Here is a 22632-nt window from a genome sequence, read left to right on the forward strand (position 1 = left end):
CGGATTTGCGGATTCCTGGGGGCGCGCCGCAAATCAGGGCTTTCGGCCGACACCACCCCATGCGTCCACGTCGACCAGCGCGACGGCGGAATCGATCTCAGGCCGCCACCGGGCGATCGGCACCACGCCGGGCTCCAGCAGCTCCAGCCCGTCGAAGAAGCCGGTGAGCTCGGCCGGGGTCCGCAGGTGGTAGGGCTCGGCGCCCGTGTCGTTGTACTGCTGGGTCGCCTCCAGGTTCGCCGCGCTGGTGTCGGAGCTGTCGTTGAAGGCCAGGTGGCTGCCGGGCGGCAGCCCGTCCATCAGCCGCCGCACCAGGGCGTGCGCCTCGGCGGTGTCGGCGATGTGCCCGGTGATCTGCATCAGGATGAGGGCGACCGGCCGGGTGAGGTCCAGGGTGCGCGAGGCGGCCTTCAGGATCGCCTCCGGGTCGTGCATGTCGGCGTCGATGAAGCTGGTGACGCCCTGCGGGGCGCTGGCGAGCAGGGCGTTGGCGTGCACCAGCACCAGCGGGTCGTTGTCGACGTACACGACCCGGGCGTCCGGGGCCACCCGCTGGGCGACCTCGTGCGTGTTGTCCACGGTGGGCAGGCCCGTCCCGACGTCCAGGAACTGGCGGATCCCGGCCTCGCCGGCCAGATACCGCACAGTCCGGCTGAGGAAGTGCCGGGAGGCCTTGGCCAGCTCGGCGATGCCGGGGAAGACCTGCGCGAACTGGTCGCCCGCCTCGCGGTCGACCGGGTAGTTGTCCCGGCCGCCCAGCCAGTAGTTCCAGATGCGGGCGGAGTGCGGCACCGAGGTGTCGATCTTCGGATGCTCCTGGGCGGGCATCGCGGCGTCGTCCGGCACGGATGATCACTCCTGATCGGCCTATTCTGGTTTACAGTGCACCAACGTAGATCATGAAGGGCCGCCTGGCGAGCGCCGATGCGCAGGCGGGGATTTACGGACGCCTGTCCGGCGTTCCGGCCCGCCCTCTCACGCCGTCAGGTCGCGCCCGTATGCCAGCAATGTCAATCCGGGCACCGGTTCCCAGTCCAGATCGGGCCTGCGCGCGAACCCCTCGGCGGCGTAGACCCGCCGGGCCGAGGCCATCGCGGGCTGGGTGGACAGCAACAGCGAACGGACGCCCCGGCGCGCGGCGCGGTCGACGACGGCGCGGATCAACGCGGTGGCGACGCCGCGCCCGCGCGCCTCGGGAGCCACGGCCAGACCCCTGATCTCGGCCTCCTCGCGGCCCCGCGCGACCTCGCTGCCGGCGTGCCAGGAGTCCAGCATGATCGTTCCCATCAGCTTGTCCCCGTCGACGGCGACCAGCACCTCGCCGCGGCCGCCGGTCCCGAGGGCGCGCAGCGTGGTGGCGTAGGCCGGGTTGGCGTCCAGGAGCCCGTCGGCGAGGAACGCCGTGACGCGCAGATCGCCGGCCGCCTCCAGCTCGCCGGGCAGAGCGTCTCGCACAATCATGGCGGCATTCAACCAGCCCCCGTCCCGGGCACCGGCCGCAGGGTCCCGCGTCCCTCCCCCGTCGAGGAGGCGGCCCTGGGGCGCTGGGCGCGGCGCGACCTCATCAAGCGGTGACCGGGTGGCCGCCGAGCTCGCGGGACGTTTCCTACCAGGAAGGACGGAGACGGTCAGGGGGTGCGAGGCGGGACACAGGCATTGACCATGGAGCAATACCGTCGTAACAATATGGACGTCTCGCGCTCAGCGGTGGTGGCACGTCGATGAGCCGAAGGTTCCGCCCTGACGCGTTCGGCGCGCGCGTCCCCACGAAGGGACCATCTGTGCCCGTCGCAGCGACCATGCCTTTATCCCGCCTTCGCGGGTTCCGCACGTCCCGCTGAACGACGCCGGGCGGGCGGCCGTCCCCGCGCTTCCCGCCGCACCGCTCCCCCGCCGGCGGCGGGGCCGTCCGGCACGTCCCGGAACGGTCCTCGGCGGCCGCACCCGCGAGGCGCGCGGCGCTTTCCACGTAGAAGGAGTGACAGTGACCGACCGTGAACCCCGGGGCGCGTTGCCCGACGCGCGGACCCTGGCCGAGCTGGTGCGCGCCCCGGCCGCGCTGACCGTCCCCGGCGACGTGCTGGCGGGCGCGGCGGCGTCCGGCTGGCCGTTCGGCGGCCGGTCGGCCGCGCTCGTGGGGAGCTCCGTCTGCCTGTACTGGGCGGGGATGGCCCTCAACGACTACGCCGACCGCGAGATCGACAAGGAGGAGCGGCCGGGCCGGCCGATCCCCTCCGGGCGGGTGACCCCCGGGTTCGCGCTGGGCGCGGCGGCGGGGCTGACCGCCGCGGGCGTCGCCGTCGCGGGCCTGGCGGGCGGCCGCTCCGCGCTGAAGGTCGCGGTCCCGCTGGCCGGCGCCGTCTGGGCGTACGACATGCTGCTGAAGAACACGCCCGCGGGGCCGGTGGCCATGGCCGCCGCCCGCACGCTGAACGTCCTGCTCGGCGCGGGAGGCAGACGGGCCGCGCTGCCACAGGCGCTCACCGTCGGCGCGCACACCCTGAGCGTGACCGTGCTGTCGCGCGGCGAGGTGCACGGGACCCGCAAGGAGGTGCCGCTGGCCGGGCTCGCCGGCACAGCCGCGATCGCCGGGGTCGCCGCGCTCGCCGGCCGCCGGGGCGTCCCGGCGCCCGCGCGGGCCGCCGCCGCCGCGCTCGCCGCCGTCTACGGCGCGACGGTCGGCGGGGCGCAGTCGTCCGCCGTGCAGCAGCCGACGCCCGGACGGGTGCGGAAGGCGGTCGGCGCGGGGATCCTCGGCCTGATGCCCCTGCAGGCGGCGCTCGTGGCCCGCAACGGCTCGGTGGCCGCCGCCGCCGGCGTGCTCGCGGCGTTCCCGCTGGCCCGCCGGTTGTCCAGGAAGGTGTCACCGACGTGAGCCGCGCCGGCCGCGGCTCCTCGCGGCCGGCGCGCGCCCGGGCAGGCAAGTGAGTCCTCGCGGACGGCCCCGGCCCCCGCGGGAAAGGTGATAGATGCGGTTCCTGCACCGCGACGGCACGGTCGTGCACGTCGCCTACTGCACCAACGTCCATCCCGCCGAGGACTTGGACGGGGTGCTCGCCCAGCTCGCCCGCTTCGGCGAGCCCGTACGGGATCGGCTCGGCGCCGACCGCCTCGGGCTGGGGTTATGGCTGGCCCGCGACGTCGCCTCCGCGCTCGCCTCCGATCCCGCCGCGGTGGAGCGGCTGCGCGCCGAGCTGGACGCGCGCGGGCTGGAGGTGGTCACGCTCAACGCGTTCCCGTACAAGGGGTTCCACGACCCCGTGGTGAAACGCGCGGTCTACTCCCCCGACTGGAGCGAGCGGTCCCGCCTGCGCTACACGCTCGACGTGGCCGCCGTGCTGGCCCGGCTGATGCCCGGCGACGCCCGGCGCGGCAGCGTCTCCACCCTGCCGCTGGCCTGGCGCACCCCCTGGGACCACGACCGGACGGAGGCCGCCCGCCGTCACCTCGCCGAGCTGGCCGACGGGCTGGCGAAGCTGTCCGCCGAGACCGGACGCGTCGTGCGGGTCGCGATGGAACCCGAGCCCGGCTGCGTCGTCGAGACCACCGGCCAGGCCGCCGAGCGGCTCGCCGCCGTCGACACCGAGTGGATCGGCGTCTGCCTGGACGTGTGCCACCTCGCGGTGGCGTTCGAGGACCCGCGCGAGGCCCTGGCCCGGCTCGGCGCGGCGGGGCTGCCGGTGGTGAAGACGCAGGCGTCGTGCGCGCTGCACGTCGACGACCCGGCGGACCCGGCGACCCGCGCGGAGCTGGCCCGCTTCGACGAGCGGCGCTTCCTGCACCAGACCCGCGAGGACGGGCCGGACGGGGTGCTGGCCGCCGACGACCTGGACGAGGCGCTGGCGGGCGGCCTGCCGGATCGGGGCCCGTGGCGGGTGCACTTCCACCTGCCGCTGCACGCCGCGCCGCAGCCCCCACTGGCGAGCACGTCCGCCGTCCTGTCGGACACGCTGGACGCGCTGCTGGGCGGGCCTGCCGCGCTCACCGACCATGTCGAGGTCGAGACCTACACCTGGCAGGTACTGCCGGAGGGCAGCCGCCCCTCGGGCGACGACGGCCTCGTCCAGGGCCTCGCCGCGGAACTGGACTGGACACGGGCACGCCTGCTGGCGCTCGGACTGGAGGAGATCACCTCATGACCAGGCAACTCGTCGTCCTCGACGTCGTCGGCGTGACGCCGCGGCTGCTGGCGGACATGCCGAACCTGCGGCGGCTGGCCGCCGAGGGGTTCCAGGCGAACCTGCGGACGATCCTGCCCGCGGTCACCTGCTCGGTGCAGTCGACGCTGCTGACCGGCCTGATGCCGCGCGACCACGGCGTGGTCGGCAATGGCTGGTACTTCCGCGACCTCGGCGAGGTGTTCCTGTGGCGCCAGCACAACGCGCTGGTCCAGGGCGACAAGCTGTGGGACGCCGCCCGGGCCGCCGCCCCCGGCTGGAACGTCGCCAATGTGTGCTGGTGGTACGCGATGGGCGCGGCGACCGACGTGGTCGTCACGCCCCGGCCGGTGTACCACGCCGACGGCCGCAAGTCCCCCGACTGCTACACCCGTCCTCCCAAACTGCACGACGAGCTCACCCGCGAGCTCGGGCCGTTCCCGCTGTTCACCTACTGGGGCCCGACGGCCGACATCACCTCCTCGCGGTGGATCGTCAAGGCCGCGCGGCGCATCCTCGACCGCGAGAACCCCGACTGCCTGCTGGTCTACGTCCCGCACCTCGACTACGACCTCCAGCGGTTCGGGCCCGACTCCCCGCAGGCGGTCCAGGCGGCGCGGGACGTCGACGCCGAGCTCGGGCCGCTGCTGGAGGACGCCCGTGCGCGGGGCGCGGCGGTCGTGGCCCTGTCGGAGTACGGCATCACGACGGCGCGCAGGCCCGTCGACGTCAACCGGGCCCTGCGCCGGGCCGGTCTGCTGGAGGTCTACGTCCAGGACGGCGGCGAGCTGCTGGACCCGTGGACCTCGCGCGCGTTCGCGGTGGCCGACCACCAGATCGCGCACGTCTACGTGCGCGACCCGGCCGACCTGAAGCGCGTCCGCGACATCTGCGCCGAGCTGCCCGGCGTGGACCAGGTGCTCGCGATGGACGGCAAGATCCAGCACGGCCTGGACCACGAGCGGTCGGGGGAACTGGTGCTGGTCGCCGAGCCGGACGCCTGGTTCACCTACTACTACTGGCTGGACGACGACCACGCGCCGGACTTCGCCCGCAACGTCGAGATCCACCGCAAGCCCGGCTACGACCCGGCCGAGCTCTTCATGGATCCGCAGGACCCGCTGGTCAAGGCGAGGGCCGCCACGGCGCTCGTCCGCAAGAAGCTCGGCATGCGCTACTCGATGCAGGTCGTCCCGCTGGACCCGACCTGTGTGGGCGGCTCGCACGGGCGGCTGCCGGACGACCCGGCGGACGGGCCGGTGCTGCTGTGCTCGGACCCCTCGCTCGGGCGCGACGAGATCGCGGCGACGGAGGTGAAGGACCTGCTGCTGCGCCTGGCCGGGCTTCCCGGAGCCCCCTGAGGCCGGGCGTGAGACGGCACGGGCGGCGCGCGGAAATACGCCGCCGCCCGTAAGGCCCGGCTCGGGTGGCACTCACCGGCTCTCCGTCTCGGCGCGACGGCGGGCCGGCGACCAGGCCGGGACACTTGCGGGCGGCGGGCTCTCGGCCCCCCTGGGCGCGTCCTGGGATCAGCGGGTGATCACAGGACGGTCATACGGTGGTCCAGCGGCTGTCCTCGGCGGCGCTGCGCTCGACTGCGGCCAGCACGCGCTGCACGTGCAGGCCGTCCTCGAAGGACGGCGTGGGGTCGGTGCCCTCGCCGATCGCCTCCAGGAAGTCGCGCACCTCGTGGACGAAGGTGTGCTCGTAGCCGAGGCCGTGCCCCGGCGGCCACCACGCCCCGGCGTAGGGGTGGCCGGCCTCGGTGACGAGGATGCGGCGGAAGCCGGAGTCCTCGGCCGGGAGCGTGTGGTCGTGGTACCACAGCTCGTTCAGCGACTCGAAGTCGAAGGTGAGGCTGCCGAGCGAGCCGCTGACCTCGATGCGCAGCGCGTTCTTGCGGCCGGCGGCGAAGCGGGTGGCCTCGAAGGACGCGATGGCGCCGCCGGAGAACCGTCCGAGGAACAGGGCGGCGTCGTCGACCGTGACCGGGCCCTTGCCGTCCGAACGGCCCTGGCCGGTGAGGCCGGCGGAGTCGCCGGCGTACGGGCGTTCCTTGACGAAGGTCTCGGTCAGGCCGGACACGCCGGTGAGCCTGTCGCCGAGGATGAACTCGGCGGTGTCGATGACGTGCGCGCCGATGTCGCCGAGCGCGCCGGACCCGGCCTTGTCCTTCTGCAGGCGCCACACCAGCGGGAACTCGGGGTCGACGATCCAGTCCTGGAGGTAGACGCCGCGCACGTGCCGGATCTCGCCGAGCCTGCCCTCGGCGACGTACCGGCGGGCCAGGGCGACGGCGGGCACGCGGCGGTAGTTGAACGCCACCATGCTGCGCACGCCCCTGGCCGCCGCCGCGCGGGCCGCCTCGGCCATCGCCTCGGCCTCGGCGACGGAGTTGGCCAGCGGCTTCTCGCACAGGACGTGCTTGCCCGCCTCCAGGGCGGCGAGGGCGATCTCGGCGTGGGAGTCGCCCGGGGTGCAGATGTCGACCAGGTGGACGTCCTCGCGGGTGAGGAGGTTCTTCCAGTCCGTCTCGACGGAGGCCCATCCCAGGGTCCGCGCGGCCTCGGCCGTGCGCTCGGGGGAACGTCCGGCGAGGGCCGTCATCGCGGGCGACACGGGCAGGTCGAAGAACGCGCCGACGCTGCGCCACGCCTGGGAGTGCACGCGTCCCATGAACGCGTACCCGACCATGCCGACACCGATCCGCCGCTTCACGATCGATCCGATCGGGCTCGGCTCATGTTCTTCATAATCCGGGATGCTAAGGACGACTTATGCCGAGCGTCAAGCAAAACTCCGGGGCTATCTAGCATAATGACTGTCGAAAACATCAGAAGTGAGCGCTTCAGTAGTCAGCAAAGGAGCCGCCGTGGCCCGCGGCATGCCGACCGAACCGGACGGAACGATGACGGGCACGGGAGCCGGCGCCCTGCTCTCAATCCTGCGCGACGGGCGGGCGCGCACCCGGGCCGAGCTCACGCAGGTCACGGGGCTGGCCCGGTCCACGGTGTCCCAGCGGCTGGACGCGCTGCTCGCCCAGCGGTGGATCGTGCCCGCGGACGACGCCGTGTCCTCCGGCGGGCGCCCGGCCGTCGCGTTCGCGTTCAACCACGGCGGGCGCGTGGTGGCCTCTGCCGACCTCGGCGTCACGCACGCGCGGGTCGCCCTCACCGACCTGGCCGGAACCCTGCTGGCCGAGCGCACCGCCGACCTGTCCATCGCCCGCGGCCCCGTGGCGACGCTGGGGTGGGTCGTCGACACCGTGGGAGCGCTTCTGGCCGAGATCGGGACGGAGCGGTCGCGGTTGTGCGGCGTGGGGGTCGGCCTGCCCGGCCCCGTCGAGCACGCGACGGGGCGTCCGGTGAACCCGCCCATCATGCCCGGATGGCACGACTTCCCGGTGCCCGAGTGGCTGGAGGCACGGCTCGGCACGCCCGTCCTGGTGGACAACGACGTGAACATCATGGCGCTCGGCGAGCACCGGGCGGCGCGGCCCGAGGCCGAGCACCTCATCTTCGTGAAGATCGGCACCGGCATCGGCTGCGGCATCATCTCCGAGCGCCGCCTGCACCGCGGGGCCCAGGGCGCGGCGGGCGACATCGGCCACATCCGCGTCACCTCGGCGGGCGACGTCATCTGCCGGTGCGGCAACAACGGCTGCCTGGAGGCGGGCGCGGGCGGCGGCACGCTCGCGGCGCGGCTGCGCGCGGCGGGGCTGGAGGCGGCCGGCAGCAGGGACGTCGTGCGGCTGGTCCGGGGCGGCAACCTGCTGGCCCTGCAGCTCATCCGGCAGGCGGGGCGGGACGTCGGCGACGTGCTGGCCGCGCTGGTGAACTTCTTCAACCCGGCGGCGATCGTCCTCGGGGGCGACCTGGCCGAGGCGGGCGAGCACGTGCTGGCCGGGGTCCGCGAGGTGGTCTACAGCCGGTCGCTGCCGCTGGCGACCCAGCACCTGACGATCAGCACCAGCGACCTCGGCGACCGCGCGGGCGTGCTCGGCGGGGCCCTCATGGTCATCGACCACGTCCTGGCCCCGGCCGCCGTCGACCGCACGGTCACCTGACCCGCCCCGCGCGACCTCGTCCCCCCGTCACCAGGCGAAGTGGGCCGGGTCGAGGTCCACCCGGCCGCGCAGCCCGCCCACCGCGTCCAGCGGGATGAGCGTGCCGTCCCCGCGCCGGGCACCGCACGATCGCGGCGACTCGAAGGACGGCCGGCGCGTGTCCGTCCTCGACCTGACGTCCAGCGTGAGGCCGCTCCCGGCCCGGCGCACCCTCGTCCGCGGTCGTCGGGCGAGTTCCCCCTCGATCGGTGCCCCATCGGGTCTCGTTCGGCAACGTCAACTTAGTGTAGCCTAACCTAAGTTTTGGCCGGGCGGTGAACCGAAGGGGAGACGTGTGGGCAGGTCAGGGCGGGCGGTTCTCGGCCGCGCGGTCAAGGGACAGTGGCGGGGCGTCGCCTTCGGCTCGGCGCTCGGCATGGCCCACCAGGCAGGCGAGGCGCTGGTCCCGGTCCTGATCGGCGTCGTGGTCGACCAGGCCATCGCCCGCGGCGACCTCGGCGCGCTGCTGCGCTGGCTCGCCGCCCTCGCCGTCGTCTACCTCGCCCTGTCGTTCGGCTTCCGCTTCGGCGCCCGCGCCGGGGAACGCGCCGCCGAGCAGGCCGCCCACGCGCTGCGCGTCGCCCTCGTCCGGCGCGTGCTCGACCCCGGCGGCGGCGCCGGGAACGGCCGCCCGCCCGGTGCGCTGACCTCCATCGCGACCGAGGACGCCCGCCGCGCCGGCGCGGTCAACATGGCGCTGATGTCCGCCGTCTCGGCCCTCGCCGGACTGCTGGTGGGTGCGGTGGCCCTGCTGCGCGTCTCGGTGCCGCTCGGGCTGACCGTGCTGGCGGGCACGCCGGTGCTGCTCTGGCTCGGGCACCTGCTGAGCAAGCCGCTGGAACACCGCAGCGAGGCCGAGCAGGAGCGCGCCGCGCACGCCTCCGGCGTCGCCGCCGACCTGGTGGCCGGGCTGCGGGTGCTCAAGGGCATCGGCGCCGAGGCGGCGGCGGTCGCCCGCTACCGGCGCACAAGCCGTGACTCGCTGGCGGCGACCCTGCGGGCGACGCGCGCCGAGGCGCTCCAGAACGGCGTGGTGCTCGCCCTCACCGGGGGCTTCATCGCCGTCGTCGCACTGGTCGGAGGACGGCTCGCCGCGCAGGGTGACATCAGCCTGGGCCAGCTGGTCTCGGCGGTCGGGCTCGCGCTGTTCCTGCTCGGGCCGCTGGAGACGTTCTCCTGGGTGAACGCGGAGTTCGCGCAGGGACGCGCGTCGGCGGCGCGCATCGCCGAGGTCCTCGCCGCTCCGCCGGCTGTCGTCCCCGGCGGCCGTCCGCTGCCCGTCCCGGTACGCGGCGCGGTGCGGCTGCGCGGCGTCACCTACGGCGGGCTGCGCGACCTCGACCTCGACGTCGCGGCCGGTGACACGCTCGGCGTCGCCGCCACCGACCCGGCGGACGCGGCGGCCCTGCTGCGCTGCCTCGGGCGACGGTCCGACCCCGACAGCGGAACGGTGGAGCTGGACGGCGTCCCCCTGCGCGACCTCTCCCCCGCCGACCTGCGCACGGCGATCCTGGTCGCCGCGCATGACGCGGACCTGTTCGCCGGCACCCTGCGGGCCAACGTCACGGCCGGACTCCGCGACGACGCCGGGACACCACACGGCGGTGACGTCACCGTGGTGGAGGGAGCCGCCGGCGTACCGATCCCGGACGCTCCCCGGCCGGCGGCGGAGGCGGCGGCCGATCCGGGCCGGGCGATGGAGGCTGCGGCCGATCTCGGGCGGGCGATGGAGGCGGCCGCGGCCGACGAGGTCGCCCGTGCGCTGCCGGACGGCCTGGACTCACTGGTCGGCGAGCACGGGCGGTCCCTGTCGGGCGGGCAGCGCCAGCGGGTCGCCCTGGCCCGCGCCCTGGCCGCCGACCGGCCCGTGCTGGTCCTCCACGACCCGACCACGGCCGTCGACGCCGTCACCGAGGCACGGATCGCGGCCGGAATCCGCGACCTGCGCCGGGGCCGCACGACGATCCTGGTGACCACCAGCCCCGCGCTCCTCGCCATCGCCGACCACGTCGTCCTCCTCGACCGCGGGCGGATCACCGGCTCGGCCCCGCACGCCGACCTGCTCCGGGACGACATCACCTACCGGACGGCGGTCCTGGCATGAACGACCGCACCCTCGGCACACCGAAGACCACCGCCGCCCCGGAAGAGACCACCACACCCGAGACGACCACCGCGCCTGAGACGAGCGCCGTACCGGAGGGGGCCACCGCGCCCGAGACAGCCGCACCCGAGAAAACCGCCACACCCGAGGGGGCCACCGCGCCCGGAATGGCCGCGAGGGCCGGATCCCGGCCCGGTGGAGGAAGTGCCGGCCGTGAGCTGCTGCCCACCGCCACACCCCGGCGGACCTGGGCCGCCGTACGAGAGTCGCTGCGTCCTCACCGCGGGGCGGCGGCCGGCGGGTTCGCCGTCATGGTCGCGGCGACCGCGATCGGCCTGCTGACGCAGCCGCTGCTCGGGCGGGTCGTGGACCTGGTGGCCGAGCGGCGCCCGCCCGGCGCGCTGACCGAGCCCGTGGTGCTGCTGGTGGTGGTCGCGGTCACGCAGGGGCTCGCCACGGCGCTCGGTCTCTCACTGGTGTCCCGGCTCGGGGAGACCATGCTGGCCCGGCTGCGTGAGCGGTTCGTCGACCGGGCGCTGCGGCTTCCCCTGGAGCAGTTGGAACGGGCGGGCTCGGGCGACCTGACCGCCCGCGTCACCGCCGACGTCTCCCGGGTGGCCGAGGCGGTGCGCACCGCTCTGCCCGAACTGGCCCGCTCGCTGCTGACCATCGTGCTGACCCTCGCCGCGCTGGCCGTGCTCGACTGGCGCTTCCTGGCCGCCGCGCTGGTGGCCGTCCCCGTCCAGCTCCACACCGCGCGCTGGTACGTCCGCCGCGCCGTCCCGCTGTACGCCGGGCAGCGCGTCGCCGCCGGGGAGATGCAGCAGCAACTGCTCGACACCATCGGCGGCGCCGCCACCGTGCGGGCGTTCCGCCTGGAGCGCGAGCACGCGGGGAAGGCCGCCGGGCGGTCGCGGGCCGCGCTCGATCTCACCATGCGCGGCGTCGGGCTGGTGCTGCGCTTCTACAGCCGCCTGCACATCGCCGAGTACGCGGGCCTGGCGGCGGTGCTGCTGGCCGGGCTCCTGCTCGTGCGCGGCGGGTCGGCCAGCCTCGGCACGGCGACCGCCGCCGCCCTCTACTTCCACAGCCTGTTCGGCCCGGTCAACTCGGCCCTGGTCCTGATGGACGACGCCCAGGTCGCCGCCGCCGGCCTCGCCCGCCTCGTCGGCGTCACCGACCTGCCCGTTCCTGAACCGCCCCCGACCCCGCCCACCTCCGAGACGCGGGCGGCCTCCGAGGGAGCGACCTCCCAGGTGGGGACGGCCCCCGAGGAGCGCGCGGCGTCCCGGGGAGCCATGTCCGAGGCGCCGGCGGCCTCACGGGCGGTCACCTCACAGCCGCCGGCCGCCGAGGGCGTGGTGGCGGCCGAGGCGGACGTCGCCGTGGAGATCGTCGGCCTCGGTCACGCGTACGAGCCGGGCAGGCCCGTACTTCGCGACGTGGACCTGCGCCTCGCGCGCGGCGAGCGCGTGGCCCTGATCGGCGCCAGCGGCGCGGGCAAGACGACCCTCGCCAAGCTCGTCGCGGGCGTCCACACCCCGGCCACCGGATCGGTGCGGCTGCCCGTACCCGAAAGGGACGCCCTGGTTCCCGGACCGGGCACGACCCGACCCGTCGTCGCCCTGGTCACCCAGGAGACGCACGTCTTCGCCGGGCCGCTGGCCGAGGACCTGCGACTGGCCGGGCCGGACGCCACCGACGAGGAACTGCGCGCGGCGCTCGCCCGGGTCGGCGCGCTCGGCTGGGCCGAGGCGCTGCCCGAGGGCCTGCTCACGGTCGTCGGCGAGGGCGGCCACCGTCTCACCGCCGCGCAGGTGCAGCAGCTCGCCCTGGCCCGGCTGGTGCTGGCCGACCCTCCGATCGCGGTGCTCGACGAGGCGACGGCCGAGGCCGGCAGTGCCGGCGCCCGCGTGCTTGAGCGGTCCGCCGAGCGGGCGATCGAGGGCCGAACCGCCCTGATCGTCGCCCATCGACTCACCCAGGCCGCCACGGCGGACCGCGTCGTCGTCATGGACGGCGGCCGGATCGTCGAGAGCGGCCACCACGACGAGCTGCGCGCGGCCGGCGGACCCTACGCGGCGCTGTGGAAGGCCTGGTCACAGGCCCGCTCCGAGCTTCCCCCGGCCCCGGCCCACGACTCGGAGGCCCTGTCCGGCCCGGCGTCCGGCCCTCTCCTCACCCCATGATCCCGCACCACCTGTCCGACACGAAGGAACAACCGATGCTCCGCACTCTGAGAGGCGTCCGCACGGCCGCGGCTCTCGCGTCCGTCCTGCTCTTCGGCACCGTCGCCGCCTGCGGCTCAGGCTCTGGCTCTGGCTCTGGCTCTGGCTCTGGCTCTGGCTCTGGCTCTGGCGACTCCACCGGTTCGGCCGCTCCCGCCGCCAGCGGCTCCACGCCGGCGTCCACCGCCTTTCCTGTGACCATCACGCACAAGTTCGGCAGCACGACCATCTCCGCCGCACCCGAACGGGTCGTCACGGTGGGTCTGACCGACCAGGACGCCGCGGTGGCGCTCGGCTCGGTCCCTGTCGGCACCACCGAGTGGCTCGGCGGCTATCCGGGCGCGATCGGCCCGTGGGCGAGCGCGAAGCTGAACGGCGCGACCGCCCCGACCGTGCTCAAGGACACCGGCACCGGCCCGCAGGCCGAGAAGATCGCCGCCCTGGCCCCCGACCTGATCCTCGCGGTGTACTCGGGGGTGACGAAGGAGCAGTACGAGACGCTGTCGAAGATCGCCCCTGTGGTTGCCCAGCCCGGGGAGTACGCCGACTACGGGGTTCCGTGGCAGCGGCAGACCGAGATCATCGGCAGGGCTCTCGGCAAGGAGGCCGAGGCCAGGACGCTGGTCAAGGGCGTCGAGGACCGCTTCGCCGCGGCGAAGGCCGAGCACCCGCAGTTCGCGGGCGCGACCGGCGTCATCGCCACCCCCTACGAGGGCGTCTTCGTGTACGGCTCGCAGGACGGCCGCGCGCGCATCCTCACCTCGCTCGGCTTCGCGATTCCGGAGGGCCTGGACAAGGCGGTCGGGGACGCGTTCGGCGCGAACATCAGCAAGGAGCGGACCGACCTGCTCGACGCCAAGGCCATCGTGTGGATCGTCGGCGACCCCGCCACGGACCCGGCCAAGCTACACCAGGACAAGCTGTACGCCGACCTGGACGTGGTCAGGCAGGCCCGCGAGGTGTTCGTCAAGGAGAGCGGCGACTACGGCAACGCGCTGTCGTTCGTCTCGGTGCTGAGCCTGCCGTACACCCTGGACCGCCTCGTCCCCCAACTCGCCGCCGCCGTGGACGGCGACCCGGCCACCGAGGTCCCCGACCCGCGGTCCTGACCGGGGCCCGCACCCGACGCCGCCACCACGGCGCCCGACCTCCCCAGTGATGCCCCCGATCCGGGCTCACGGCTCGACGGCGACGGCGGGCTTCCCAGGCGGAAGGGCGGATACGAAAGGCGTGGCCGCCGGACCTGTCCTGGTCCGGCGGCCACGCCTCTGTCGTGTGCCCGTCGTGGGTCGGTGATGAGCGGTTCCGCCGGTCATCCGCCCTGGCGGTCGATGAGGCTCTTGGGGCGCATGTCGGTCCAGTTGCTCTCGATGTAGTCCAGGCACTCCTGGCGGGGGCCGGGGCCGTGGACGAGCGTCCAGCCCGCCGGGATCTCCGCGAACTCCGGCCAGAGGCTGTGCTGGTTCTCACCGTTGACGAGCACCGAGTAGACGCCGTCGGGGTTCTCGAAGGGGTTGGTCACTTTCTTCTCCTCTTGTCGGGATCGGCCGGGCTCATGGCCGCGTGTTCCAAAGGCGTTCTTCGCGGTCACGCTGTTCGCGGTTCGGTCGTTGGCGGTTCGGTCGTTCGCGGTTCGGTCGTTGGCGGTTCGGTCGTTCGCGGTTCGGTCGTTGGCGGTTCGGTCGTTCGTGGTTCGGTCGTTCGTGGTTCGGTCGTTCGTGGTTCGGTCGTTCGTGGTCAGGGCGTTCGTGGTCAGGGCGTTCGCGGCCTGATCCTTCGTGCCGCGGTTGTTCTCGGGCGGCGGGCCCGATGTCGGTGGTGCGGTGATGCCGGCGAGATGGATCTCATTGTCGTGTGCGCCGGGTCAGCGCCGGGTGTCGATCGTCTCGGCGCGGCCGACCACCGCGCGTAGCACCTGGAACCAGGTACCGGCGAGGTCCGCGACCGCCTCCTCGGTCAGCAGTTCGGCGGCGAAGGACCACTGGGCGGTGAGCACCGGGCCGCCGGAGCGATCTTCGGTCAGGGCGTTGACCGTCAGGGGATGGGACAGCGGCATGCCCGGGTCGGCGTCGAGGTCGCCGGGCTCCTCCTCGGGCGCGTACGACCAGTCGGCTGCCTCGAAGCCACCGAAGCGTCCGAGGTAGTTGAACTCGATCTGCGCCTCACCGAGGCGGGCGAGCTCGGGCCCGGTCACAGGGTTGAGGTGCCGGAGCAGGCCGTGCCCGAGGCCCGCCATCGGCAGGGACGCGAGCCGCGCCTTGATCCGCTCCACGGCCTCGTCGAGGGCCGGTCCGCCCGCGAGCGCGTCGTCCAGGTCGACGGCGCCCGGGTCCAGCAGCACCGGGACGACGCTGGTGAACCAGCCGACCGTACGCGACAGGTCCGCCTCCCCCACCAGCCCTTCCTCACGACCGTGCCCCTCCAGGTCGACCAGCACGGCGTACCCGCTCCCGCCGCCGCCCTGCTCCCCCCTGCCCGCGCCGGGACCCCTGTGGCGGGTCTCCTCGGCGCCCAGGCCGGGAACGTCATCTCCGGCCTTCCCGGTGCACGGGTCCGAATCGTCCTTTTCATCCCAGGGCCTCGCGAGGCCGCCGGGCGTGCGGCGGCGCCAGTCGGCGACGGCCAGGGCGAGCGCGGTGAGGAGTACGTCGTTGACCGTCGCGCCGAAGGCGGCGGGGACGCGACCGAGCAGGCGCTCGGTGACGTCCTCCGGCAACGCGCGTGACAGGTACTTCGCGGTGGCCACGAGGTCGCGCCGCGGGTCCAAGGGACGGGCCAGCGGCAGCGGTTCGCCGCCCTCCAGCATGCGCGTCCACATCGGCAGCTCGGCCTCCAGCGCCGGATCCACGGCGCGCTCCCGGAGTCGCTCCGACCAGCGGCGGAACGACGTCTCGACCGGCGGCGGCGAAGGCGTCCCGCCCGCCGCTACGTCCCTCCAGGCGGCGGCGAGGTCGGGCAGCAGGACGCGCCAGGACACCCCGTCGACGACCAGGTGGTTGACCATCAGCAGCAGGCGCCCCGGACGGTCGCGCCCGGCGTCGAACCAGACCGCGCGCACCATGACGCCCGCCTCCGGATCCAGGAGCGAGCGAGCCTGGAGCGCCTGCTCGACGTAGAGCGCCCGCAGCGCCTCCTCGTCGCCGGACGTCTCGACCCGCACGATCAGGGACGCCGCGTCCACCGTCCCGGGCGCGGCCACCCGCAAGGTCCACAGCCCGCCGTCGTCCTTGCCGGGGGCCCGTTCGAGGCGGGCTCGCAGCATGTCGTGGCGGTCGACGACGGACTGCAGCACCCGGCGCAGCCCGTCGAGGTCGAGGGAGGCGGGGGTCAGCACGAACGCGGCCTGGTGGAACCCCGCGATCGGCCCGCCGCGCTCCAGCGTGGCGCGCATGATCGGGGTCAGGGGAACCGTGCCGGTGCCGTCGTCGTGCGTCGCGGCCGCCGTCTCGGGGCCGGCCATGACGGCGACGGCGGCCAGGGCCGCGACCGTGCGGTGCCGGAACACCTGGCGCGGGCTGAACCGGACGCCCGCCGCGCGGGCCCGGGCGGCGAACCGGATCGCGACGATACTGTCCCCGCCGGAGGCGAAGAAGTCGTCGTCGGCACCGACCCGCGGCACGCCGAGCACCTCGGCGAAGACGGCCGCGAGGGCGCGCTCGGCCTCGCCGGAGGGTTCACGCCCGCCCCCGGTGCCATAGTCGGGCGCCGGGAGCGCCCTGCGGTCCAGCTTGCCGTTGGGCAGCAGCGGAAGCGCGTCGAGGACGACCACCGCCGCGGGGACCATGTAGTCCGGCAGCGCGGCGGCCACGAAGGCACGCAGCTCCGCCGGATCGGCGTCGAGACCGGTGACGGGGCCGGTGACGGGGCCGGTGACCGGGGCAGTGACCGGGCCGTCGACCGAGGCAGTGACGGCGACAGGGCCGGTCACAGGGCCGGGGGCGGGACCGGGGGCGGGAGTCGTGGTGGGGCCGGTGGTAGGGACGACGTAGGCGACCAGGCGGGTGACGTGGTCGTCCTCGCGCGGGGTGACGACGACGTGGGCCACCGACGGGTGCCGGTCCAGCACGGCCTCGATCTCGGCGGGCTCGACGCGGAACCCCCGGATCTTCACCTGGTCGTCGGCGCGCCCGCCGTACTCCAGCCGCCCGTCGCGGGTCCAGCGCGCCAGGTCGCCGGTCCGGTACATGCGCGTGCCGGGCGGGCCGTACGGGTCGGCGGTGAACCGTTCGGCGGTCTGACCCGGGCGGCGGAGGTACCCCCGGGCCAGGCCCGCACCCGCGAGATACAGCTCTCCCGTGACGCCCGGGGGCACGGGCCGCAGCCGGGCGTCGAGCACGTAGGCGCGGGCCCCGGCGACCGGACGTCCGACCAGCGGGCGCTCACTGTCGCCGACGCGGGCGACGAGGGCGTCCACGGTGGCCTCGGTGGGGCCGTAGAGGTTGAACGCCTCGGTGGAGCGGAGGGCGGCCAGTCGCCTCCACAGCGAGTCCGGCACCGCCTCGCCGCCGACCCCGACCACGGCGAGCGGGCCGTCGCCGTCCGCGAACAGGCCCGCCTCGGCCATCTGCGTGAGGAACGACGGCGTGACCTCGATGAAGTCGATCCCCTCGCGCCGCACGGCCTCGGCGGCGAGCTCGGCGTCGCGGCGCGTCTCGTCGTCCAGGATGTGCAGGGCGTGCCCGTCCAGCGACCAGAGCTGCGGCTGCCAGGAGGCGTCGAAGGAGAACGACCATGCGTGGCCGACGCGCAGGGCCCGGCGGCCGGTGGCGCGCTTGGCCGGGTCGTACAGGGTCGCGCGGTGGCTACGGAAGAGGTTGACGACGCCGCCGTGGCAGACCACGACGCCCTTGGGGCGGCCGGTGGAGCCGGAGGTGTAGATGACGTACGCCGGGTGCAGCGGGTCCGGTCCCGTGGCGAGGTCGTCCCCGGGCAGGGCGGCGAGCAGTGCGGCCGTCTCGGCGGTGTCCAGCCTGACCGTCGGCACCTCCGCGTCCGGCAGCCCGGCGGCGGCCTCTCCGGCGGTGACGGCGAGCAGGGGCCGGGCGTCGCCGAGCATGGCCCGCACCCGCTCGTCCGGCAGATCCGTGTCGACGGGCAGGTAAGCGGCGCCGGCCTTCATCACGGCGAGGATCGCGAGCACGAAGTCGGCCGAGCGGGGCAGCGCGAGGGCGACGACCCGCTCGGGCCCCGCGCCTCGGGCGGCGAGCAGACGGGCGAGCCGGTTGGCGCGCTCGTTCAGCTCGGCGAACGTCCAGCGGACCGCCCCCGAGACGACGGCGACGGCGTCCGGGGTCGCCGCCGCCTGAGCCTCGAACAGCGCGGGCACCGTGCCGGGCTCACCGCCGCGCTCGCCACCACGGACGGCGGCCGCGTCACGGGCGGCGGGGAGGGTGGTGTCGTTCCAGGTCGTGAGGATGGTGTCGCGTTCGGCGGCGCCGAGGACCTCGATGGCGCCGACGGGCAGCCCGGGGTCGGCGGCCACCTGTTCCAGCACGCGCACCAGCCTCTCGGCGAGCCGTTCGACGGTCTCGTGGTCGAACAGGTCGGCGCTGTACTCGATATAGCCCTCGATGCCCCGGCCCTCGCCCCGCTCGATGAAGTCGAAGCTGAGGTCGAACTTCGCCGACTCCTGGCCGAGCGGCTCGGGGCGGGCGGCGAGCCCCGGGAACGCCGGGCCCCCGTCGCCGCCGGTCAGGTAGGCGACCATCACCTGGAACAGGGGGTGCCTGGCCAGCGAGCGGGCGGGGTTCAGCACCTCCACCAGCCGCTCGAACGGCACCTCCTGGTGCTCATAGGCGGCCAGGTCCGCCTCCCTGACGCGGGCCAGCAGTTCGGCGAAGGTCGGGTCGCCGGACAGGTCGGTGCGCAGCACCAATGTGTTGATGAAGAACCCGACCAGGTCCTCCAGGCGCTCGTCGGCGCGGCCGGAGATGGGCGCGCCGAGCGGGATGTCGTCCCCCGCGCCGAGCCGGTGCAGCAGCGTCGCCACGGCGGCCTGGGCGACCATGAACATGCTGACGCCGTGCTCGCGGGCCAGGCGGCGCAGCCCGCGCTCCAGGCCGGGGCCGAGCGACAGGCCGACGGCGCCGCCACGGTGGCTGCTCTCGGCCGGGCGGGGACGGTCCGCGGGGAGCGCCAGTTCCTCGGGCAGCCCGGCCAGGGCCCGCTTCCAGTAGGCGATCTCGCGAGCCTGGCGGCTCCGCGGGTCGCCGGGGTCTCCGAGCCGGTCTCGCTGCCAGAGGGTGTAGTCCGCGTACTGCAGCGGGAGCGGCGCCCACGCGGGCGCGCGGCCGTCCAGCCGGGCCCGGTACGCGGCGGCCAGGTCACGCCACAGCGGCGCGTCGGACCACTCGTCCCCCGCGATGTGATGGACGACCAGCAGCAGCACATGCTCGTCCGGGCCGAGCCGGAACACCCGGGCGCGAAGCGGCGGCTCCCGGTCGAGCTCGAACCGGTACCCGGCCGCCTCGGCCAGCCGTCCGGGCAGCTCCCCCTCGGTGACAGGCTCGGGCGCGGCGGTGACCCGGACGGCTCCGTCCCCGGCGGCGCTGCTCCCGTCCCACTCGCGGCCTGCGGCGACGTGAACACGATCCGACCCGGGGACGCTTCGACCGTCATCAGAGCCCCTGCCCGCGGACGGCTGGACACGGTCCGACGCGGGGTGTCTCCGGCCGTTGCCGCGCTCGTGGCCGGGGATGGCGCCGATCCGCTCGGGGGTGAGGACGAGCTGGTACGGGTCGCCGTCCCGCTCGGGGAAGATCGTGCGCAGGCTCTCGTGCCGGACGGCCAGGTCGAGGACGGCCGCCTCCAGCGCCGCCGCGTCCAGGGGGCCGGTCAGGCGCCAGGCCATGGGGATGTTGTAGGTGTCGCTCGGCCCCTCCAGCCGGTACAGCACCCACAGCCGCCGCTGGGCGAACGACAGCGGAACCGGGTCCGGCCGTTCCGCGACGGCGGGAACGGACCCCCAACCGCCAGCCTCCCCCAGCCTGCGGGCGAGCCGGGCCACGGTAGGAGACTCGAAGACCTCGCGCAGGGTGAGCTCGGCGCCGAGTGCCGCGCGCACGCGGCTGACCAGCCGCATCGCCAGCAGCGAGTGCCCGCCGAGCGCGAAGAAGTCGTCCTCGACGCCGACGTGCCCGGTCCCCAGGACGGCCGCGAACAGCTCGGCCAGGATCTCCTCGCGCGCGTCGCGGGGCCGTCGTCCGGAGAGCGGAGCCGGAGAGCCGGGCGGAGCGGGCAGCGCGCGGCGATCCAGCTTGCCACCGGCCGACTTCGGCAGCGTGGAAAGCTCGACGTACACCACCGGGACCATGTGCTCGGGCAGCACCTCCGCGACGTACGCCCGCAACGCACGGTGGTCCAGCACCTCTACTGTGCCGGCCCCGCGGACGACGGCCCCCTCGACGATGCCTCCCTCGGCGCCGACCCCGGCAGCAGCGGAGGGCGAGTCCGCGCCGAAGGACGAAGCACCGCCGAAAGACGAACCGCTCCCGGAGGACGGACCACCGCTGGAGGGCGATTCGGACACGACGCCCCCCGGCGCACCCGAGCCGGACGCCGGGACCACGTAGGCCACGAGGCGGGGGGCGCCAGGGGTGTCCTCGCGGAGGGCGACGGCGGCGTGGGCGACGCCGGGGTGGGTCGCGAGGACCGTCTCGATCTCGCCCGGCTCGATGCGAAAGCCGCGCAGCTTGACCTGGTCGTCCGCGCGGCCGAGGAAGACGAGCGTGCCGTCGGGGCGGCGCCGTGCCAGGTCGCCGGTGCGGTACATGCGCGTGCCGGGCGGCCCGTACGGGTCGGCGACGAACCGCTCGGCGGTCAGCCCGGGACGGCCCAGGTAGCCCCGGGCCAGCCCCTCCCCCGCCAGGTACAGCTCGCCGGCCACACCCGCGGGCACCGGCTGGAGCACCGCGTCAAGCACATGCGCGCGAATATTGGCGACCGGCGCCGCCCACGAACCCCGTGCCCGACCGGACCTGGGGACGGCCCCGGCGGCGTGGTCGCCCGGCCTGTCCGGCACGGGTACCGGCCCTGGAAGGTGGTCGCCCGCGTGGCGGCCGTAGGCGTCCACCGTGCACTCGGTCGGGCCGTACAGGTCGTGGACGAGGGTGCCGGGGAGCGCGGTGAGCCGGTCCCACAGGGCGGCGGGGGCGGCCTCGCCGCCCACCGTGATGACGCCGGGCACGTACCCGCCGGGCGCGAGGAATCCGTGGTGGGTCAATTCCTGCACGTAGGTGGGGGTCAGGTCGACGTAGTCCAGACGCTCGTCCTCCACGTAGCGCAGCAGGGCGGCCGGGTCGGTCATCGTGGTCTCGTCGAGGACGTGCAGCTCGTGCCCGGCCAGCAGCCACAGCAGCGGCTCCCAGGAACCGTCGAAGCCGAACGACGCGGCGTGCAGCGCGCGCAACGTCTCGCGTCCTGAGGCCGACCGCGCGGGCTCGATGACGTCCTCGCGCTGCCCGCCGAACAGGTTGCTCAGACCGCCGTGGATCCCGACCACGCCCTTCGGCCTGCCGGTCGACCCGGAGGTGTAGATGACGTACGCGGCCGCCGACGCCGGCACGCGCTCGCCGGGCAGCGGAGGAACGCCGGGGGCCTCAGGTCGGATCGCGCCGGAGAGCGGCACGCCCCGGCGCCGGTCCCGACGTGCGTCCCGGCGCCGGTCGGAGAGCGCGTCTGCGATCGTGTCCGGGAGTGGGGCGGGGAGCGCGTCCGGGAGTGGGGCCGGGAGGGCGTCGGGCGTGCCGAGGGGCAGGGTCGGTGTGGCGGAGGGCAGGGCCGGGGTGAGGGTGGGGCTGGTGAGGACGACGGCGGGGGCGGCGTCGTCCAGCATGTACGCCAGCCGCTCGGCCGGGTACCCCGGGTCCAGCGGCAGGTAGGCGGCGCCGGTCGCGAGCACGCCGAGGATCGCGGGCACCATCTCGGCCCGGGGAAGGGCCAGCCCGACGACGTCCCCCTCGCCCACCCCGCGCCACAGCAGCAGCCCGGCGATGCCGTTCACCTTGGCGGACAGCTCGGCGAAGGTCAGCCTGCGGCCCCCGGCGACCAGGGCCACCCGCTCGCCGTACGCGCGGACGGTGTCGGCGAAGATCGCGGGCACGGTACGCGGCTCGACGGGCCGGGCGGTGTCGTTCCAGGCGCCGAGGGCGTCGCGGCGTTCCTCCTCGGTGAGGATCGGCAGCGCGCCGACGCGCCGATCAGGGTCGGCGGCGAGCAGGCCGCACACCGCGACGGTCCGCTCCAGCAGCGTGCGCGCGGTCGCCTCGTCGGCGAGGTCGGCGGCGTACTCCAGCAGGACGACGACGCGGTCCTCGCCGGTGTGGTCGACGAACGTGAAGTCGAGGTCGAACTTGGCCGTCTCGACGCGGGCCGGCAGCCATTCGGTGGGCATGCCGAGCACGTCGGGGTCGCCGTCGGGGCGGTGGTGGTAGCCGAGCATGACCTGGAAGAGCGGGTTGCGTCCGGGCACGCGCGGCGGGTTGACGGCCTCGACGATCCGCTCGAACGGCAGGTCCTGGTGTTCGAAGGCGGCGAGGTCCGCCTCCTTCACGCGCGCCAGCAGCTCGGCGAAGGTCGGGTCGCCGGACAGGTCGGCGCGCAGCACCAGCGTGTTCACGAAGAAGCCCACCAGGTCGTCCAGCGCGGTGTCCGTGCGTCCGGCGATCGGGGAGCCGAGCACGATGTCGGTGCCCGCGCCCATCCGATGCAGCAGGACGGCGACGACGGCCTGGAACAGCATGAACATGCTGGTCCCGGTCTCGGCGGACAGGGCGCGCAGCGCGCGGGCGGTGCCGGCCGGCAGCTCGGCGCGCACGGTGCCGCCCCGGCCGGTGGGCTCGGCGGGGCGGGGACGGTCGAGCGGCAGCGCCATCTCCTCGGGCAGACCGCTCAGCGCCGCCGTCCAGAAGGCGAGCTGACGCGCGCCCTCGGCGGCGGAGTCGGCGGGGTCCGCGGGGTCGCCGAGGAGGCTGCGCTGCCAGAGGGTAAATCGGCGTACTGGACGGGCAGCGGCGTCCACGCCGGCGCCCGGCCCTCGCG

The 22632-nt window shown here is 74.8% G+C and carries 14 protein-coding genes; 8 read left to right on the forward strand and 6 right to left on the reverse strand.

Features of this window, described 5'->3' with window-relative positions:
- Positions 1–33 precede the first annotated feature (33 nt).
- Positions 34–828, reverse strand: coding sequence for an SAM-dependent methyltransferase (locus DQ384_RS27410; RefSeq protein WP_114031869.1), 795 nt, complete (start codon positions 826–828; stop codon positions 34–36).
- Between the two features lie 147 nt (positions 829–975).
- On the reverse strand, positions 976–1461 hold the full coding sequence (locus tag DQ384_RS27415; RefSeq protein ID WP_114031779.1) for a GNAT family N-acetyltransferase: 486 nt from the start codon (positions 1459–1461) through the stop codon (positions 976–978).
- 523 nt (positions 1462–1984) lie between these two features.
- On the opposite strand from DQ384_RS27415, the gene DQ384_RS27420 reads away from it, so the two are divergent.
- The 3 genes from DQ384_RS27420 (at position 1985) to DQ384_RS27430 (ending at position 5518) form a co-directional block, all read left to right on the forward strand.
- Complete coding sequence (locus DQ384_RS27420) at positions 1985–2875, forward strand: SCO3242 family prenyltransferase (protein WP_245966821.1); 891 nt, start codon at positions 1985–1987, stop codon at positions 2873–2875.
- A gap of 94 nt (positions 2876–2969) precedes the next feature.
- The gene (gene eboE, locus DQ384_RS27425; protein ID WP_114031780.1) at positions 2970–4139 is read left to right on the forward strand and encodes a metabolite traffic protein EboE; all 1170 of its coding nucleotides are present in this window, start codon (positions 2970–2972) and stop codon (positions 4137–4139) included.
- Entirely contained in the window at positions 4136–5518 is a 1383-nt protein-coding gene (locus DQ384_RS27430; protein ID WP_114031781.1) for an alkaline phosphatase family protein, read from the forward strand. Before eboE ends, DQ384_RS27430 begins: the two co-directional genes overlap by 4 nt.
- Before the next feature lie 190 nt (positions 5519–5708).
- Here the strand turns inward: DQ384_RS27430 and DQ384_RS27435 are convergent, their stop codons facing one another.
- Positions 5709–6875 carry a Gfo/Idh/MocA family protein gene (locus DQ384_RS27435; protein ID WP_245966822.1) on the reverse strand — a complete coding sequence of 389 codons (1167 nt, stop codon included), beginning with the start codon at positions 6873–6875 and terminating at the stop codon, positions 5709–5711.
- 166 nt (positions 6876–7041) lie between these two features.
- Between DQ384_RS27435 and DQ384_RS27440 the strand changes: the two genes are divergently transcribed.
- On the forward strand, positions 7042–8223 hold the full coding sequence (locus DQ384_RS27440) for an ROK family protein (RefSeq protein WP_114031872.1): 1182 nt from the start codon (positions 7042–7044) through the stop codon (positions 8221–8223).
- A 27-nt stretch (positions 8224–8250) separates the two neighbouring features.
- On the opposite strand, the gene DQ384_RS27445 is transcribed toward DQ384_RS27440, so the two are convergent.
- Positions 8251–8433, reverse strand: a complete 183-nt coding sequence (locus DQ384_RS27445; protein WP_114031782.1) for a hypothetical protein — start codon at positions 8431–8433, stop codon at positions 8251–8253.
- A 205-nt stretch (positions 8434–8638) separates the two neighbouring features.
- Between DQ384_RS27445 and DQ384_RS27450 the strand changes: the two genes are divergently transcribed.
- From DQ384_RS27450 to DQ384_RS27460, 3 genes are all read left to right on the forward strand, one after another.
- Complete coding sequence (locus DQ384_RS27450; RefSeq protein ID WP_425451521.1) at positions 8639–10366, forward strand: ABC transporter ATP-binding protein; 1728 nt, start codon at positions 8639–8641, stop codon at positions 10364–10366.
- A complete protein-coding gene (locus tag DQ384_RS27455) occupies positions 10363–12555 on the forward strand; it encodes an ABC transporter ATP-binding protein (protein ID WP_425451519.1) in 2193 nt (730 codons plus the stop codon). The genes DQ384_RS27450 and DQ384_RS27455 overlap by 4 nt, the downstream gene beginning before the upstream one ends.
- Positions 12556–12788: 233 nt before the next feature.
- Complete coding sequence (locus DQ384_RS27460) at positions 12789–13703, forward strand: iron-siderophore ABC transporter substrate-binding protein (RefSeq protein WP_245966823.1); 915 nt, start codon at positions 12789–12791, stop codon at positions 13701–13703.
- A 203-nt stretch (positions 13704–13906) separates the two neighbouring features.
- Here the strand turns inward: DQ384_RS27460 and DQ384_RS27465 are convergent, their stop codons facing one another.
- A complete protein-coding gene (locus DQ384_RS27465) occupies positions 13907–14116 on the reverse strand; it encodes an MbtH family protein (RefSeq protein ID WP_114031785.1) in 210 nt (69 codons plus the stop codon).
- Between DQ384_RS27465 and DQ384_RS27470 the strand changes: the two genes are divergently transcribed.
- On the forward strand, positions 14109–14366 hold the full coding sequence (locus DQ384_RS27470; RefSeq protein ID WP_114031786.1) for a hypothetical protein: 258 nt from the start codon (positions 14109–14111) through the stop codon (positions 14364–14366). The genes DQ384_RS27465 and DQ384_RS27470 overlap by 8 nt on opposite strands.
- Positions 14367–14458: 92 nt before the next feature.
- Here the strand turns inward: DQ384_RS27470 and DQ384_RS27475 are convergent, their stop codons facing one another.
- Positions 14459–22612 (reverse strand): amino acid adenylation domain-containing protein, encoded by an 8154-nt coding sequence (locus tag DQ384_RS27475; protein WP_425451520.1) that lies wholly within the window; start codon positions 22610–22612, stop codon positions 14459–14461.
- Positions 22613–22632: the final 20 nt, after the last annotated feature.

It is taken from the genome of Sphaerisporangium album (assembly GCF_003323745.1).
GTDB classification, from domain to species: domain Bacteria; phylum Actinomycetota; class Actinomycetes; order Streptosporangiales; family Streptosporangiaceae; genus Sphaerisporangium; species Sphaerisporangium album.

Bases quoted from the DNA above. Each gene is read 5' to 3' on its own strand.
- DQ384_RS27455 (WP_425451519.1), top strand. From the start codon at position 10,363: ATGAACGACCGCACCCTCGGCACACCGAAGACCACCGCCGCCCCGGAA.
- eboE (WP_114031780.1), top strand. From the start codon at position 2,970: ATGCGGTTCCTGCACCGCGACGGCACGGTCGTGCACGTCGCCTACTGC.
- DQ384_RS27430 (WP_114031781.1), top strand. From the start codon at position 4,136: ATGACCAGGCAACTCGTCGTCCTCGACGTCGTCGGCGTGACGCCGCGG.
- DQ384_RS27410 (WP_114031869.1), bottom strand. From the start codon at position 828: ATGCCCGCCCAGGAGCATCCGAAGATCGACACCTCGGTGCCGCACTCC.
- DQ384_RS27440 (WP_114031872.1), top strand. From the start codon at position 7,042: ATGCCGACCGAACCGGACGGAACGATGACGGGCACGGGAGCCGGCGCC.
- DQ384_RS27415 (WP_114031779.1), bottom strand. From the start codon at position 1,461: ATGATTGTGCGAGACGCTCTGCCCGGCGAGCTGGAGGCGGCCGGCGAT.
- DQ384_RS27450 (WP_425451521.1), top strand. From the start codon at position 8,639: ATGGCCCACCAGGCAGGCGAGGCGCTGGTCCCGGTCCTGATCGGCGTC.